Source organism: Pseudomonas sp. GV105 (genome assembly GCF_003058185.1).
Taxonomy (GTDB): domain Bacteria; phylum Pseudomonadota; class Gammaproteobacteria; order Pseudomonadales; family Pseudomonadaceae; genus Aquipseudomonas; species Aquipseudomonas veronii.
The window spans coordinates 211,510-226,066 of record NZ_QBUF01000013.1 but is presented as its reverse complement, the minus strand read 5'-3'; the positions used below and the strand labels follow the sequence as shown (position 1 = coordinate 226,066).

Annotated in this window: 15 protein-coding genes; 10 read left to right on the top strand and 5 right to left on the bottom strand. The window is 64.6% G+C overall.

Going from position 1 to position 14,557, the window contains the following annotated elements; translation table 11 throughout:
- The first annotated feature begins 560 nt into the window (after positions 1 to 560).
- Positions 561 to 1,157: a MarC family protein gene (locus tag C8K66_RS24180; protein WP_017849674.1), complete on the top strand. Its 597-nt coding sequence runs from the start codon at positions 561 to 563 to the stop codon at positions 1,155 to 1,157.
- Here the strand turns inward: C8K66_RS24180 and C8K66_RS24175 are convergent.
- The 5 genes from C8K66_RS24175 to cobG form a co-directional block, all read right to left on the bottom strand.
- Positions 1,154 to 1,933 carry a hypothetical protein gene (locus C8K66_RS24175; protein WP_046384853.1) on the bottom strand — a complete coding sequence of 260 codons (780 nt, stop codon included), beginning with the start codon at positions 1,931 to 1,933 and terminating at the stop codon, positions 1,154 to 1,156. The two genes, C8K66_RS24180 and C8K66_RS24175, sit on opposite strands and share 4 nt — an antisense overlap.
- 237 nt (positions 1,934 to 2,170) lie before the next feature.
- The gene (gene cobJ / locus C8K66_RS24170) at positions 2,171 to 3,808 is read right to left on the bottom strand and encodes a precorrin-3B C(17)-methyltransferase (protein WP_108526136.1); all 1,638 of its coding nucleotides are present in this window, start codon (positions 3,806 to 3,808) and stop codon (positions 2,171 to 2,173) included.
- On the bottom strand, positions 3,808 to 4,539 hold the full coding sequence (locus tag C8K66_RS24165; protein ID WP_017849677.1) for a precorrin-2 C(20)-methyltransferase: 732 nt from the start codon (positions 4,537 to 4,539) through the stop codon (positions 3,808 to 3,810). Before C8K66_RS24165 ends, cobJ begins: the two co-directional genes overlap by 1 nt.
- Positions 4,539 to 5,165 carry a precorrin-8X methylmutase gene (locus C8K66_RS24160; RefSeq protein ID WP_046384855.1) on the bottom strand — a complete coding sequence of 209 codons (627 nt, stop codon included), beginning with the start codon at positions 5,163 to 5,165 and terminating at the stop codon, positions 4,539 to 4,541. The genes C8K66_RS24165 and C8K66_RS24160 overlap by 1 nt, the downstream gene beginning before the upstream one ends.
- On the bottom strand, positions 5,158 to 6,510 hold the full coding sequence (cobG, locus tag C8K66_RS24155) for a precorrin-3B synthase (RefSeq protein WP_046384856.1): 1,353 nt from the start codon (positions 6,508 to 6,510) through the stop codon (positions 5,158 to 5,160). Before cobG ends, C8K66_RS24160 begins: the two co-directional genes overlap by 8 nt.
- A 38-nt stretch (positions 6,511 to 6,548) precedes the next feature.
- Between cobG and cbiE the strand changes: the two genes are divergently transcribed.
- From cbiE to C8K66_RS24110, 9 genes are all read left to right on the top strand, one after another.
- The gene (gene cbiE / locus C8K66_RS24150; protein ID WP_108526134.1) at positions 6,549 to 7,754 is read left to right on the top strand and encodes a precorrin-6y C5,15-methyltransferase (decarboxylating) subunit CbiE; all 1,206 of its coding nucleotides are present in this window, start codon (positions 6,549 to 6,551) and stop codon (positions 7,752 to 7,754) included.
- Positions 7,751 to 8,470, top strand: coding sequence for a cobalt-precorrin-6A reductase (locus C8K66_RS24145; protein ID WP_108526132.1), 720 nt, complete (start codon positions 7,751 to 7,753; stop codon positions 8,468 to 8,470). Before cbiE ends, C8K66_RS24145 begins: the two co-directional genes overlap by 4 nt.
- 356 nt (positions 8,471 to 8,826) lie before the next feature.
- A complete protein-coding gene (locus tag C8K66_RS24140; protein WP_108526130.1) occupies positions 8,827 to 9,129 on the top strand; it encodes a type II toxin-antitoxin system RelE/ParE family toxin in 303 nt (100 codons plus the stop codon).
- Positions 9,130 to 9,132: 3 nt separating this feature from the next.
- On the top strand, positions 9,133 to 9,423 hold the full coding sequence (locus tag C8K66_RS24135; RefSeq protein ID WP_046485673.1) for an addiction module antidote protein: 291 nt from the start codon (positions 9,133 to 9,135) through the stop codon (positions 9,421 to 9,423).
- Positions 9,424 to 9,519: 96 nt separating this feature from the next.
- A complete protein-coding gene (locus C8K66_RS24130) occupies positions 9,520 to 9,915 on the top strand; it encodes a DUF2946 domain-containing protein (protein WP_046485671.1) in 396 nt (131 codons plus the stop codon).
- Between the two features lie 47 nt (positions 9,916 to 9,962).
- Complete coding sequence (locus C8K66_RS24125; protein ID WP_046384861.1) at positions 9,963 to 10,445, top strand: copper chaperone PCu(A)C; 483 nt, start codon at positions 9,963 to 9,965, stop codon at positions 10,443 to 10,445.
- Positions 10,446 to 10,456: 11 nt separating this feature from the next.
- Positions 10,457 to 10,882 (top strand): DUF2946 domain-containing protein, encoded by a 426-nt coding sequence (locus C8K66_RS24120; protein ID WP_108526128.1) that lies wholly within the window; start codon positions 10,457 to 10,459, stop codon positions 10,880 to 10,882.
- A gap of 93 nt (positions 10,883 to 10,975) precedes the next feature.
- The gene (locus C8K66_RS24115; RefSeq protein ID WP_026140374.1) at positions 10,976 to 13,051 is read left to right on the top strand and encodes a TonB-dependent copper receptor; all 2,076 of its coding nucleotides are present in this window, start codon (positions 10,976 to 10,978) and stop codon (positions 13,049 to 13,051) included.
- 134 nt (positions 13,052 to 13,185) lie between these two features.
- The gene (locus tag C8K66_RS24110; protein ID WP_046485667.1) at positions 13,186 to 14,556 is read left to right on the top strand and encodes a PepSY domain-containing protein; all 1,371 of its coding nucleotides are present in this window, start codon (positions 13,186 to 13,188) and stop codon (positions 14,554 to 14,556) included.
- Position 14,557 lies beyond the last annotated feature (1 nt).

The window sequence follows — 14,557 nt, the reverse complement described above, 5'->3', positions numbered from 1 at the left end:
AGTCACTGGTAGGAGAGTCCGTTGGACTGCGAGAAGTGGACGACAACGTGTGGGACATGTACCTATGTAACTATCCACTGGGTAGGCTAGACAGCAGTGCAAGCCGGCTGTCCAGCACCCAGAAACGTAAAGGATGTCCCCGGTCTCGTTTGTAAAGGATGTCTCCGTCTGTACACCCCGATGGCGGCGGACCAGTCACCGATGCATCGACTGAAAGACGGCGATGGCAAGCTCGCTCCCGATAGCGCTGGAACAGTTACAAATAAGCTGACGGTCACACCGCCATCGGGGGCAAGCCCCCTCCCACACTGAGCCTGCGTCTGCCACACAATGGATGAACACCACAGATCCTATGTGGGAGGGGGCTTGCCCCCGATGGCGGTGGACCAGTCACCTACGCATCGACTGAAAGCCGGCGATGGCAAGCTCGCTCCCGATAGCGCTGGAACAGTTACAAATAAGCTGACGGTCACACCGCTATCGGGAGCAAGCTCCCTCCCACATTTGATCTCTGTCGCCTGATAGACTCCGCCAATCTCCTTCTGTCGCGAGCCACCCCCATGCTCCACGTGTTATTCAGCGTTTACCTGAAGATGCTGGTGCTCTACAGCCCGTTCTTCGTGTTGTCCTGTTTTATCAGCCTGACCCGCGGCTATTCGAGCAAGGAACGGCGACGCCTGGCCTGGAAAGTGGCGTTGGCGACGCTGGTGTCGAGCGTCTTGCTCTACCTGTTCGGCCGGGTGATTTTCAGCGTGTTCGGCATCACCGTGGACGCTTTCCGCATCGGCGCCGGCAGCGTGCTGTTCATCTCGGCCCTGGGCATGGCGCAGGGCAAGTCGGCGGTGCAGACCGATAACGTGCAGCAGGACGTGACCATCGTGCCGCTGACCATTCCCCTCACCGTCGGCCCCGGCACCATCGGGGCGCTGCTGGTGATGGGCGTCAGCCAGCCCCATTGGGACGACAAAATCGCCGCCATCCTCAGCATCGCCCTGGCCAGCTTCACGGTGGGCGTGGTGCTGTATTTGTCCAACCGTATCGAACGGATTCTCGGTGACCAGGGCTTGCAGATTGTCAGTCGCTTGATGGGCTTGTTCGTGTGCGCCTTGGCCGCACAAATCATCTTTACCGGGGTGCGCGGCTACCTGGTGCCTTAGATCCGGTATTTGGCGATCGCCAGTTGCACCTTGTCGCCCGCACTCTCACGCATCAACTGGATGGTTTTTTCGTTGACCACCGAGGTATTCAGCACCAGGCAGGTTTGCCCGCTGAAGGCCTCGAACGAGGAACTGTCCCACTCAAGAAAAGGCAGCCCCACGTGCTTGCTGACGCCATGGGAGCTGTAGGTCACCAGCACCATCATGACTTCGCCGTCGGTTTCGGCGCAGGACGCCAAGCCAAAATCGCCCCCCTGATGCACGCTGCTGTTGCGCTTGAACAGCTCGAATGACGCCGGCATCTGTTTCAATGTTTCCAGCGCATCGGCGGCCAGTTTCGGCAGCGCCGTCAGCAGAGGCCCGGCCAGTGAGGTCGAGGCCAGCAGGGTGGCGATGATATTCAGCGCCGCCAGTTGCACCGTCAGCCCCTTGCCGGCGCTTGAGACCCGCTCGAACCGGCTGCGCACCGGCAGCCAGCCCAGGCTGATCATCACCTTGATAAATTCGTCGTACCAGCCCTCCGTGCCGCGACTGATCTTCAAGACATCGCTGACGTAGCTGCTGGCCAACAGATAGCTTTTGCGGATGTATTCGCGGTTCAGGCCGCTCAGGCCGTCGGCGAACGAGATCACGCCATTGTTGACCACCGCCGCGTTGCAGCCGTCCTCGGTATCCAGCGGTAAAGCCGCGTGCGTCCCCGGCGCGCCGGGCAGCTTATAGGCGGCAATCAATTTGCGCCGCTTGGTGCTGTTGATCCTTCTGTGATGTCGCTCCATTTTCAGTTCTCCACAAGCACCCCACATGGGGCGTGTGTCCACACTAGTCCAGGCGCCGACGGGCTTTCCACACGACAAACATCCCTTGCCGGCAGCGCTCGCGCAGCGCAGCCCAGCATTCGTTGGGCGCCCCACGGGCAGTTCCGGATTTCATCGATAAAAAAAGAAAAAGCCCCGAATCACGGCAGGTGTTCACCCAGCGTCATTCGGAGCTTTCCGGCGCTCGCGCGGCGCTTTTCAGGAGGCCGGTTTTTCGCCATACCAGCGCGGCGTGTACACCCACTCACCGCCGCCGGCGCGCGGGAACGCGCAGGTGGTGGACGAGCCGATCAGCACCATGGTCCGCATGTCCACCTGTTCCGGGGTCAGTTGCCCCAGCGTGGTCACGCGCAGGGTCTGGCCCGGCCGCCCGATATCGCGGCCCAGCACCACCGGCGTTGCGGCATTGCGGTGTTGCGCGACAATCTCCAGGGCACGCCCCAGTTGCCACGGCCGCGCACGCGAGATCGGGTTGTAGAACGCCAGGGCCAGGTCGGCCTGGGACGCGAGGTCCAGGCGCTGCTCGATGATCGACCAGGGCTTGAGGTTGTCCGACAGCGACATCACGCAGAAGTCGTGCCCCAACGGCGCGCCGGCCTGGGCCGCGGTGGCCAGGGACGCGGAAACACCCGGCAGGATTTCCAGCTCGACCTGGTGCCAGGCCGGGTCGTCGGACTCGTGCAGCGCCTCGATCACCGCCGCCGCCATGGCGAACACACCAGGGTCGCCGGACGACACCACTACCACCGAACGGCCTTGGGCGGCCAGCGCGAAAGCGTGGCGGGCGCGCTGCATTTCTTCACGGTTGTCGGTGCAGTGCTGCACCTGATCGTCGCGGAACGGCCCGGCCATGCGGACGTAGGTTTCGTACCCCAGCACATCGGTACAGCGCGCCAGTTCGGCCTTCACCGCCGGCACCATCAGGTCGGCGGCGCCAGGGCCAAGGCCGATCACCGCAAGGCGGCCACGCGGGCGACCGACCTGGGACACGTCCAAGGGCTGCTCGGCGACCGAAACAACGATGTCCGCCGCTTGCTCCACCTCGGCGAAACGCAGCGGCACGCCTAATTCCAACGCTGCTTCGTGCAACGACGGTTCGGCCATCTGGGTATCGCTGGCCAACAGGCAGGCCAGTGACTGCAGGGCAATCCCCGAGGCATGCAACGCGCCACGCACACGCTGCGCCAATTGCGCGCCGGGCTTGCAGGTGACGCACACGCTCTGTGGATAAATCAGCAACTCGTTGGCCGCCGGCACGCGCTCGGCGCTGCCTACGTGGATCGCTAGGCGCGCCTGTCGGTCCTGCGCCAGGTTGGCCTGGTCAAGCCACGGCGCCGCGCCTTCGATACGCACGCTTTCGCCGGCAAGCAGGTCGCTGACGAAGCGCTTGCCCAGCTCCAGGTCCGCCAGTTGATAACCGGCCGGAGGGTTGAGCAGGCACGTGCCGAAACGCAGCTCGCCACTGGTGGTGATCGCGGCGGCCACGCCCAACGCCGCGGCAATCTCCCGCGCCATGTCATTCACCCCGCCCAGGCCACCGAGTAACGGCACCACCGCACTGCCGTCTTCGGCCACGGCCAGTACGGCGGGCTCTTCGCCTTTTTCCAGCAGCAGCGGCGCCAGGGTGCGGATCACGATACCGGCGGCGCACAGCGCGATCAGCGGCGTGCCTTGCTGATAGAGCTGGCGCAGGGTCGCGCCGAATTCGCGGTAGCTCTGGTCCGCGCCGTCGACCCGGCCCAGCAGGCCGTGGATCACCGCGCCCGGATACACCTGCGCAATCCTGCGCGCCGTGGCCAGGCTGCCCTGCCCGAGGATGACGATCGCCGGGCGCATCAACCTTGCCACCGTTCACCGGGCACGATGATCAGCGAGAAATACGGCGAGGACATCGGCTCGACTTGATCCAGCGGGACGATTTTCTGGTTGGCCATGGTCGCGCGCTCCACATACAGCGCACGCTCGGCCAGGCCGAGTTCTTCGAGCACCTGGCGCACCTTGGGGAAGTTGCGCCCCAGCTTCATGATCACCGCCGCATCGGCATCCGCCAGGCGACGCTTGAGGTCTTCATGGGGCAGCACCCCCGACAGCACCGACAGGCTCTGGTTGCGATACACCAGCGGCGCGCCGAGCACCGAGGCGCCACCGAGCATCGAACACACGCCGGGGATGACCTGCGCTTCGTAGCGCTCGGCCAGGCGGTCATGCAGGTACATGTAGGAGCCGTAGAAGAACGGGTCGCCTTCACAGATCACCGCCACATCGCGGCCGGCGTCCAGGTGCGCGGCGACGTCCTGGCTGGCGCTGTCGTAGAAATCGCTGATCACCTGTTCATAGGACAGCGGCGCCGGCAACGCTTCGGTGGTCACCGGGTACACCAGCGGCATCAGGGTTTGCTGCGCCACCAGGTGGTCTTCGATGATGCCGAAGGCGTTGCCCTTTTTGCCCTTGGCCACGAAGTACGCCACCACCGGCGATTCGCGCAGCAGGCGCAGGGCCTTGAGGGTGATCAGTTCCGGGTCGCCGGGGCCGACGCCCAGGCCGATTAAACGTCCGCGTGCCGGCATTATTCGACCTCCGTGGCCAGGGCATTGACCGCCGCGGCCGCCATCGCACTGCCGCCCAGGCGGCCCTGCATGATCACGAACGGCACGCCACGGCTGTCGGCGGCCAGCATCGCCTTGGATTCGGCGGCGCCGACGAAGCCCACCGGGAAGCCAAGGATCAACGCCGGTTTCGGCGCGCCGGCGTCGAGCATTTCCAGCAGGTAGAACAAGGCGGTCGGCGCATTGCCGATCACCACCACACTGCCGGCCAGGTGCGGGCGCCACAGTTCCAGGGCGGCGGCGGAGCGGGTGTTGCCCAGCTTCTGCGCCAACGCCGGCACGCGTTCGTCGCGCAGGGTACAGATCACTTCGTTGTTGGCCGGTAGCCGCGCACGGGTCACGCCTTCGGACACCATCCGCGCATCGCACAGAATCGGCGCACCCGCGGCCAGCGCCTCGCGCCCGGCCTTGCCTGCGCCTGCGGAGAACTGCAGGCCGTCGATCGCCTCGACCATGCCGCAGGCATGAATCACGCGCACCGCGAGTTTTTCCAGGTCGGCCGGGATGCGCTCCAACCTGGCTTCCGCGCGAATAATGGCGAAGGAGTTGCGATAGATCTCCTGACCGTCGCGGATGTAATCAATCATCGGTGTTGCTCCGTGGGTGAGCGCGCAGCAGGGCGCCCGCCGCTTCAATAGAAAGAGTGCGCGCGTGCAGCCGGCCGAAACCGGGCTGGGCTGCTTCGCGAAAATAGACGTCGTAATGGCCGGGGCTGACCGCCAGCAAGGTCACCGGCGCGATGTGCGCGGCGGCGCAGGAACGCGCGCAGCCAGACAGATGTACCGCGTGGCCGGGGCGCAGCGCGGCCAGTTGCATCGCGTCGGCCTTGGTATCGGCCAGGCCTTTGCCGCAGCCGCTGGAGCCGGTGCAGGCGATCAGCTGCGCCAGCGGCTGGTCGGCCGAGCAGAGGAAGCCCAGCTGTTCCAGGCGCGCGGTGATCGCGGCGGCATCCTGGCATTTGGCGTTGGGCAGCAGCAGGCCTTGCCAGGGGGTAAAGCGCAGCGTGCCGTCGCCATACTCATCGGCGAGTTGCGCTGCGCCCTTGAGCATGGAGGCGTCGAGTCGACCCAGCGGCGTCACGGCGGTCACGTAGACCCGACCGTGCTGACGCTGTGGATAACTTCCCAGGTGCAGCCACGCCCCGCTGGCCGGGCGCTTGAAGCCATCGACCGGCAATAACGGCAGGTCCAGCCCGACCAGGAAGTTATCCACAGGCAGATGACGCATGCGTGTTTGCGCCGGCGTGGCCAGGTCCAGAAACCGCTCCAACACCGCCACCACCAAGGCATGCCCCTGCTCCAAGCGCACGGCCGCCAACGGCGCATCCAACCCCGGGCAGCCGGCCAGGCCGAACGCGAGCAGTGTTTCGCCGCCCTGCTCAAAGGCCGACAGCCACAGGTCATGGTGATGTTCGAGCATCGCCAGGGCTTCACCGCCATCCAGTTGCACCGCGAACTTGGCCGACAGCTCGTGGAAGCGCGTGTGGTTTTGCAGGGTGGCGAGGATCTGGTCGGCCAGCGGGCGCGTATCGAACAGCATCTGCGGGTCGATACCGGCGCTGGGGCTGAGCATCAGGTTGCGCACGTCGTCACCGGCGGCGGTGCTGGGGCCGAGGCCTGCGGCAAGGAGCATCGCGATCAAAGCCTGCTGCTCGGCACCGATCCCGCGGATCTGCAGGTTGGCGCGGTTGGTCGCCTCGATCACCCCGCCCGCATAGGCCTGGGCCGCGTCCGCCACGGCATGGGCTTGTGCGGCGCTGATCGCGCCGCCGGCCAGTTTGATCCGGCAAATGCCGCCGTCCAACGCCTGGACGATACGCAGCAACCCCGGGCAAGCCGAGGGGCGCAAGGTGTTCAGAGCAGGGATTGGGTTCACGGGGCTACCGGTTCGCGGGTCAAGGCGCGGTATTATGCCTGCTTTGTCCGACGGCATGAAAAGCCTGCCCGTCGGATGTCGTTCAAGGAATTCATATGTCGCCCTGGCTGACGGTAATAGGCATCGGTGAAGACGGCTTCAAAGGGCTCGGCAGAAACGCCCGGCACGCCGTGTTGCGTGCCGCGCGGATCATCGGTGGCCAGCGCCAATTGGACCTGTTGCCAGTGTGCGTGCGCGGCGAACGCCAGTTGTGGCCGAGCCCGTTTTCCCTGGCGCCGCTATTGGCGCGACGCGGTGAACCGGTGTGCGTGCTGGCCAGCGGCGACCCGATGTTCTACGGCGTCGGCGCCAGCCTGGCGCGGCAGGTGCCGGCTGAAGAGATGCTGATTTTGCCGGCGCCCTCCTCTGTGTCGCTGGCGGCGGCGCGCCTGGGCTGGGCGTTGCAGGACGTGATGACGTTATCGGTGGTGGCCCGGCCCTTGACGGCGTTGAATGCACATCTGGCCAGCGGCGTGCGCTTGCTGGTGTTGAGCAACGATGGGCAGAGCCCTGCCGCGATTGCCGCGCTGTTGGCTGAATCCGGCTTTGGGCCGAGCCGCCTCAGCGTCTTTGAACACCTGGGCGGCGCGGCTGAGCGGCGTGTCGATGGCGTGGCCCACGCTTGGCCGCACGCTGCGGTCGCCGATCTGAACCTGGTCGCCATCGACTGCCTGGCCGACGCCGATGCCCCACGCCTGTCGCGCCTCGCCGGCCTGCCGGATGTGGCATTCAAACACGACGGCCAACTGACCAAGCGCGACGTGCGCGCCATGACCCTGGCCCGCCTGGCGCCACTGCCCGGCGAATTGCTCTGGGACGTGGGTGCGGGCAGCGGCTCCATCGGCATCGAGTGGATGCGCGCCCACCCGAGCTGCCGCGCCTTGGCGATTGAAGCCGATGCCGGCCGCCAAGGCCTGATCGAACATAACCGCGACGCCCTCGGCGTGCCCGGCCTGCAACTGGTGCGCGGCACCGCACCCGCGGCCCTCGGCGGCCTGGAAACGCCCGACGCGATCTTCATCGGCGGCGGCGTCACCCGCGACGGCGTGCTCGAGACCTGCTGGCAGCACCTGCGCCCCGGTGGCCGCCTGGTCGCCAACGCCGTGACCCTGCAAAGCGAAATGACCCTGATGGCCTGGCGCGCCCAACACGGCGGCGAACTGACCCGCCTCCACGTGGCCCAGGCCCAGCCGCTCGGTGAATTCGACACCTGGCGCCAGGCGCTGCCGATCACCCTGCTGGACGTGATCAAGCCCCTATGAAACCGATCCTGCTACTGGGCGGCGTCACCGAAGCCCTCGCCATCGCCCGCACCCTCGGCCCCGAACATATCTACAGTCTGGCCGGTGTGGGCCGCGTGCCGACCGACCTCACCTGCCAGGTGCGTGTCGGCGGCTACGGCGGGGTTGAAGGGTTGGCGCAGTTCGTGCGCGACGAACACATCGGCCTGATCCTCGACGCCACCCACCCGTATGCGGCACAGATCAGCCAAAACGCCGCCCAGGCAGCACGGTTGTGCGGTGTGCCGTGTTGGGCCCTGCGCCGCCCGGCATGGCGACCGCAAGCGGGGGATGACTGGCGCGAAGTCGCTGACTGGGCCGAGCTGATCGAGGCCCTGAAACCCTTCAAGCGCCCGCTGTTCACCTTGGGCCGCGAGCCGTTGCAGCATCTTGATGAGATCCCGCAGGAGCAATTCTGGACACTGCGCGCGTTGGAGGTGTATCCGGGCAATGAACGCTGCGAAGTCATCGGCGCGCGTGGGCCGTTTCTGATCGAAGACGAGCGTGCGTTGTTCGAACGACAAAAGATCGATGTGCTGATCAGCAAGAACAGTGGCAGCACCGCCACCGAACCGAAGCTGGAAGTGGCGCGCGAGCGAGGGGTGCCGGTGTTGGTGTTGAGGCGGCCGGTGTTGGCTACGGCGGATCGAGAATTTACAGCCGTGGCTGCGGTGCTACAGGCAATATCGTCTCGCTAAACGACACCTCGCCAATGTGGGAACTTGCTCCCGTTCAACGGCGTAGCAGTCGCATGATCGCTGAGTTTGCATCGATGTCCGCAGACTAGCGATCACGTTTGCGACCAGCAACCTCAAACAAGGTGTCGCACGTTTCTGTTTGTACGAAGACCTAGCCAAAACACCCACTGTTTGGTTTACCCAGCAGAAAGACGATTCACCTTACGACCAACTCCGAACCAGCCGGCTAGTTCAGCCAAAAGCTCCCGCCCTAACCTCCCCTCTCGCGGTTTTGCACCCGCTTCCGCGATGGGGATGCACTGCAGTTGCAGCGCGTCGCAACTTGCCATCCTGTATCCCAAGAAATACGATTTGCGATGATTGAGTTCGAAGAATCCGTTGAGTTTGTCAAATGGCTCGAAGCAATGCGCGATCCGCTCGCAAAAGTACGCATTGTGACAAGGCTGCGCATGGCGCAAGCAGGAAACTTCGGCGACTGTGAGGCTGTAGGAGAGGGCGTTTGCGAAATGCGAATCCACCAAGGCCCCGGGTATCGGGTTTACTTCACTCTCCGAGACAAGGTGGTTTATCTGCTGCTGATGGGCGGCGACAAATCAACACAAAGCCGAGACATCCAGCGTGCAATACACATGGCAAAAAATCTTGGCCGCAAGGAGTGACTTATGAGCGAATCCTTTACCCGTTTCGATGCCGCAAAATACCTTAAGACTCCTTTTGAGATGGCCGCCTATCTGGATGCTTGCTTTGAAGAAGATGCTGGCGACGGTCTGTTGATTCGCACAGCGTTGAACGATATCGCTCGCGCCCAAGGCATGACCCAAGTCGCTCGCGACGCCGGCCTGGGACGAGAAAGTTTGTACAAAGCCCTCTCCAGCACTGGCAATCCCGAGTTCGCGACTATCATGAAAGTCATGAAAGCGCTGGGCCTCAAGCTTCACGCCACCGCGCTCTGACACACTGCGACACCAAACCACACCGCCACTTTTTACTTATCCCCCCCGATCAGGCTAAATACCCGCCTGATCGTTTAACCCTACGGATTGTCCGCCATGGCCCGTCAACGCTTTGCAATCGTCTGGATCGCCTGCTTTGCAGTGCTGTTCAACGCCTTTGCCATGCCGCTGGCCGGGGCGATGCAGCAGTCCAAGGACCCCGCGCAGCAACTGTTGTGGGGCAGTTTCTGTTCGTCCAATGGCGCCAGCCTGAAAACCGTTGCCCTGGGCAAGTTGGACATTCCGGCACCGGCGCAGGACGATCATTCCGCCATGCAGCATTGCTGGTGTTGCTCGGGCTCGGCGCCGTTGGTGGCGTTGCCGGGGCATGTGCCGCAGTTGTATGTCACGCGGTTCGAGGCGGCGCAGAGCCTGCCGCCGCCGTCATTGCAGTCCCCGACGCCGCGCCAGCAATGGCCGAGCCTTAACCCGCGCGCCTCTCCAACGGTCTGATGGTCTTCGCAAGTGAACTGCGTTTAGAACCGTTCTGGAGAACTGCCATGCTCAAATCTTCCCTGCTTCTGGCCGCATTGCTGCTGCCGGTGTTCAGTGCTGCCAATGCCGACGACTTCAAGGCCGGCGACCTGCTGGTCAGCGATCCCTGGTCCCAGGAATTGCCCCCCAACGCGCCGACCGTCGCGGCCTACTTTGTGGTTCACAATACCGGCGAAACCCCGGACCGCCTGCTCAGCGCCAAGACGCCGGTGGCGGACAAAGCCGAACTGCATGAGCATGTGATGCAAGGCGCATTGATGAAGATGCAACAAGTGCCCAGCGTTGCCGTGCCGGCCAAGGGTGACTTGACCTTCGCGCCCATGGCCTATCACGTGATGTTGCTGGGCCTCAAAGACCGCAGCGTACTGGCCGACGGCAAGCACTTCCCACTGACCCTGACCTTCGAAAAAGCCGGGGACGTCGAGGTGCAAGTGTCCGTGCAGAAAGTCCCGCCGATGGCGCCCCACGAGCATAAACACGGCGAGTAGGCCAACACTCGATGGGCGCCCCTCGCGCCAGGTTGTCCGCGCCGCGCCGCAGGCCCGTGAGCCTTAAGCGCGGCAGTTGGATCAGCCTGTTCGCCATGCTGATGATCTTTATCGGTCCGCTGATTTCCCAAGCGATGCCGATGAATCAGCACGCCGGTATGTCCATGAGCATGTCCATGGACATGCCCGAGTGCCACGGCGAACCGCAACACCGTCCGCCTCAAAAACAAGCCCCCGACGAACACCACGTCCTCTGGGAAAAGTGCGGCTATTGCAGCCTGCTCTTCAGTTGCCCGGCACTGCCCGGCAGCGTGTCCTACCTCACCCTCGGCGCCCCATCGCCGGCCAACGCCCTCATCCCCTCACCGCGCCTGGGCCATGCCCGGCAGAGCATTTTCCCCGGCGCGCGCAGCCGTGCCCCACCCATCGCCGCGTAAGCACTTGACACCGTTACTTCACCCCGGCCGACGTTAGACAGACAGCCACAGGCTGCTGGCCGTGTTGTTTACGATTGATAGATGGAATTTTTCATGTCCAGGTTTTCTGCTGACACCCGTTTGGGAAGCACTCCCGTGTTCGCCGTTCTGTGCGGCGCGCTCTTGATGCCACAGGCCCATGCCGATACCGATGAGCACGCCGAGCACGAACTGAGCCCCACCGTGATCACCGCGATCGCCCCCAGCTCGCCGCTGACCGTGGTCACCAACCCGAAAGACCCGCGCCAGCCGGTGCCCGCCAGCGATGGCGGCGACTATCTCAAGACCATCCCCGGCTTCGCCCTGGTGCGCAACGGCGGCACCAACGGCGACCCGGTGCTGCGCGGCATGTTCGGCTCGCGCCTGAACATCCTCACCAACGGCAGCATGATGCTCGGCGCCTGCCCGGGCCGGATGGACGCGCCCACTTCGTACATTTCCCCGGAAACCTACGACACACTCACCGTGATCAAAGGCCCGCAAACCGTGCTCTGGGGCCCGGGCGCGTCGGCCGGCACCATCCTGTTCGAGCGCGAGCCCGAGCATTTCGGCGAACTGGGCACGCGGCTCAACGCCAGCGTGCTGGCCGGCTCCAACGGGCGCTTCGACAAAGTCATCGACGCCGCTGCCGGCGGGCCCCTGGGTTACGTGCGGGTGATCGGCAACCAGGCGCACGCCGACGACTACAAGGACGGCAACAACGACACCGTCGCCTCGCGCTACGACAAGTGGAACGGTGACGTCGCGGTCGGTTTCACCCCCGACGCCGACACCCTGCTCGAACTCACCGCCGGCCGCGGCGATGGCGAGGCGCGCTACGCCGGGCGCGGCATGGATGGCTCGCAGTTCCTGCGCGAAAGCCTGGGGCTGCGCTTCGAAAAATCCAATATCGGCGAGGTGCTGGACAAGGTCGAGGCCCAGGTCTACTACAACTACGCCGACCACGTCATGGACAACTACAGCCTGCGCGTCCCGTCGGGCACCGGGATGATGGCAGGCCCCATGGCCTCCAACGTCGACCGCCGCACCCTCGGCGCGCGGATCAAGGCGACCTGGCGCTGGGCCGACCTGCAACTGATCGGCGGTCTGGATGCGCAGACCAACGAACACCGCCAGCGCAGCAGCATGGGCGTCGACACCTACAAGGATTTGCCGCGCAACAAGGACGCCAACTTCCATAACTACGGCGTATTCGGCGAGCTGACCTGGTACGCCGCCGACCGCGACCGCCTGATCACCGGCGCGCGCCTGGATCGCGCCTCGGCCCGAGACTTCCGCCAGACCATCGGCTCAGGCATGTCGGCACGCGCCAACCCGACCGCCGACGACACCCGCGCCGACACCCTGCCCTCGGGCTTCATGCGTTACGAGCACGACCTGGCAGATACCCCGACCACGCTCTACGCCGGGCTAGGCCACGCCGAACGCTTCCCGGACTACTGGGAACTGTTTTCCCCCAACACCGGCGCGGCCGGTTCGGTCAACGCGTTCGATGGCGTGAAACCGGAAAAAACCACCCAGCTCGACTTCGGCGCGCAATACAAGACCGCCGACCTCGAAGCCTGGGCCTCGGGTTACGTCGGGCAGGTACGCGACTTCATCCTGTTCGACTACCGGACCGGAATGATGGGCACCACGTCCCAGGCGCGCAACGTCGACGCACGGATCATGGGCGGCGAACTGGGTGCGGCGTACAAGCTGACCCAAAACTGGAAGGCCGACGCCACCCTCGCCTACGCCTGGGGCAAGAACAGCAGCGACGGCAAGCCCCTGCCGCAAATGCCGCCGCTGGATGCGCGCCTGGGCCTGACCTACAGCGAGGACGACTGGAGCGCCGGCGCCCTGTGGCGAGTGGTCGCCGCGCAAAACCGCATCGATCAGAACAAAGGCAACGTGGTCGGCAAGGACTACGACAAGAGCGGCGGCTTTGGCGTGTTCTCGCTGAATGCGGCGTACCGCATCAATAAAAACTTCAAGGTCAGTACCGGCGTCGACAACCTGTTCGGCAAAGCCTACGCCGAGCATTTGAACCTGGCCGGCAACGCCGGGTTCGGCTACCCGGCCAACGATCCGCAGGCCATCAAGGAGCCGGGGCGCACGCTCTGGACCAAGGTCGACATGAGCTTCTAAAAGCATCGGGGGCAAGTCGAATCGTCGCACCGCCCCTCCCACACTTGGAATGCACTTCAAATGTGGGAGGGGGCTTGCCCCCGATGGCGGTGTAACTGACCCCAAAAAAACAAAACCTTGCGGAGCCCCCCCTGATGAGCACACAAAAAATCTCCTTCTACAACCTGGCCTGGCGTTGGCATTTCTACGCCGGGCTGTTTGTCGCGCCCTTCATGGTGCTGCTGGCCCTGACCGGCATCATCTACCTGTTCAAGCCCCAGCTCGACCCGCTGATGTACGGCCACCTGCTCACCGTCCCCGCCGCCGAACGCGCACTGAGCGCCGACGAGCAACTGCAACGCGCCAAGGCCGCCTACCCCCAGGGCACGCTCAGCAAATACTTGCCACCGGCCGACGCCACCAGCAGCGCACAGTTCGTCATGCACGACGGCGGCCGCGAAATGACGGTGTTCGTCGACCCGTATCGCGGCACCGTGCTCGGCACGCAGGACGCGAAAAACAACCTGCAAGCCATCGCACGCGCCCTGCACGGCGAGTTGATGATAGGCACCGTGGGTGACCGCCTGGTCGAGCTCGCTGCCGGTTGGGGCGTGATGCTGGTGATCTCAGGCATGTACTTGTGGTGGCCACGCGGCAAGTCATCGTCCGGGGTGCTGTGGCCGCGCTTCAACACCCGTGGCCGTGTGTTCTGGCGCGACCTGCATGTCGTCACCGGTTTCTGGGGCGCGGCGTTGTTGCTGGTGATGCTGCTCAGCGGCATGGCCTGGACCGGCTTCTGGGGCAAGCAATACGCCGACCTGTGGAACCGCTTCCCGGCGGCGATGTGGAACAACGTGCCGACCTCCGATCAACAGGCGCGCGTGCTCAACACCGCGACGCAACAGACCGTGCCCTGGGCCATGGAAAACACACCGATGCCGGTGTCCGGCGACCATGCCGAACACATGAACCACGGCGCGATGCATGCCGCCCCCGCCGCGCCCACCATCAGCCTGCAACAGGTGGTCGACCTGGCCACCTCGCGCAAGGTCGAGCCCGGCTACAGCATCACCCCGCCCACCACCGCCGAGGGCGTATTCACTGTCTCGGTGTTCGCCAACGACCCGCGCAATGACGCCACCCTGCATGTGGACCAGTACACCGGCAAGGTCCTCGCCGATGTGCGCTGGGAACACTACAACGGCGTGGCGCGGGCGACCGAGACCGGGGTGATGTTGCACGAGGGCAAGATGTTCGGCTGGGTGAATCAACTGATCGTGCTGCTGATCTGCCTGATGATCCTGCTCAGTGCCGTCAGCGGCGTGGTGATCTGGTGGAAACGGCGGCCGGTGGGCGGCCTCGGAGTGCCGCCGTTGCGTCATGACCTGCCGAAGTGGAAAACCGCGATGGTGATCATGCTCGGGCTGGCGATCGCCTTCCCGTTGGTGGGCGCGTCGCTGATCGTCGTGTGGGCGCTCGATCGCCTGCTGCTGTCGCGGCTGTTTGCGCAGCCTTCGCGGGTTTGAC

What these genes read in the sequence shown, in the direction of transcription:
- C8K66_RS24180 (WP_017849674.1), top strand. Translation starts at nt 561, where the DNA reads ATGCTCCACGTGTTATTCAGCGTTTACCTGAAGATGCTGGTGCTCTAC.
- C8K66_RS24175 (WP_046384853.1), bottom strand. Translation starts at nt 1,933, where the DNA reads ATGGAGCGACATCACAGAAGGATCAACAGCACCAAGCGGCGCAAATTG.
- cobJ (WP_108526136.1), bottom strand. Translation starts at nt 3,808, where the DNA reads ATGCGCCCGGCGATCGTCATCCTCGGGCAGGGCAGCCTGGCCACGGCG.
- C8K66_RS24165 (WP_017849677.1), bottom strand. Translation starts at nt 4,539, where the DNA reads ATGCCGGCACGCGGACGTTTAATCGGCCTGGGCGTCGGCCCCGGCGAC.
- C8K66_RS24160 (WP_046384855.1), bottom strand. Translation starts at nt 5,165, where the DNA reads ATGATTGATTACATCCGCGACGGTCAGGAGATCTATCGCAACTCCTTC.
- cobG (WP_046384856.1), bottom strand. Translation starts at nt 6,510, where the DNA reads ATGCCGTCGGACAAAGCAGGCATAATACCGCGCCTTGACCCGCGAACC.
- cbiE (WP_108526134.1), top strand. Translation starts at nt 6,549, where the DNA reads ATGTCGCCCTGGCTGACGGTAATAGGCATCGGTGAAGACGGCTTCAAA.
- C8K66_RS24145 (WP_108526132.1), top strand. Translation starts at nt 7,751, where the DNA reads ATGAAACCGATCCTGCTACTGGGCGGCGTCACCGAAGCCCTCGCCATC.
- C8K66_RS24140 (WP_108526130.1), top strand. Translation starts at nt 8,827, where the DNA reads ATGATTGAGTTCGAAGAATCCGTTGAGTTTGTCAAATGGCTCGAAGCA.
- C8K66_RS24135 (WP_046485673.1), top strand. Translation starts at nt 9,133, where the DNA reads ATGAGCGAATCCTTTACCCGTTTCGATGCCGCAAAATACCTTAAGACT.
- C8K66_RS24130 (WP_046485671.1), top strand. Translation starts at nt 9,520, where the DNA reads ATGGCCCGTCAACGCTTTGCAATCGTCTGGATCGCCTGCTTTGCAGTG.
- C8K66_RS24125 (WP_046384861.1), top strand. Translation starts at nt 9,963, where the DNA reads ATGCTCAAATCTTCCCTGCTTCTGGCCGCATTGCTGCTGCCGGTGTTC.
- C8K66_RS24120 (WP_108526128.1), top strand. Translation starts at nt 10,457, where the DNA reads ATGGGCGCCCCTCGCGCCAGGTTGTCCGCGCCGCGCCGCAGGCCCGTG.
- C8K66_RS24115 (WP_026140374.1), top strand. Translation starts at nt 10,976, where the DNA reads ATGTCCAGGTTTTCTGCTGACACCCGTTTGGGAAGCACTCCCGTGTTC.
- C8K66_RS24110 (WP_046485667.1), top strand. Translation starts at nt 13,186, where the DNA reads ATGAGCACACAAAAAATCTCCTTCTACAACCTGGCCTGGCGTTGGCAT.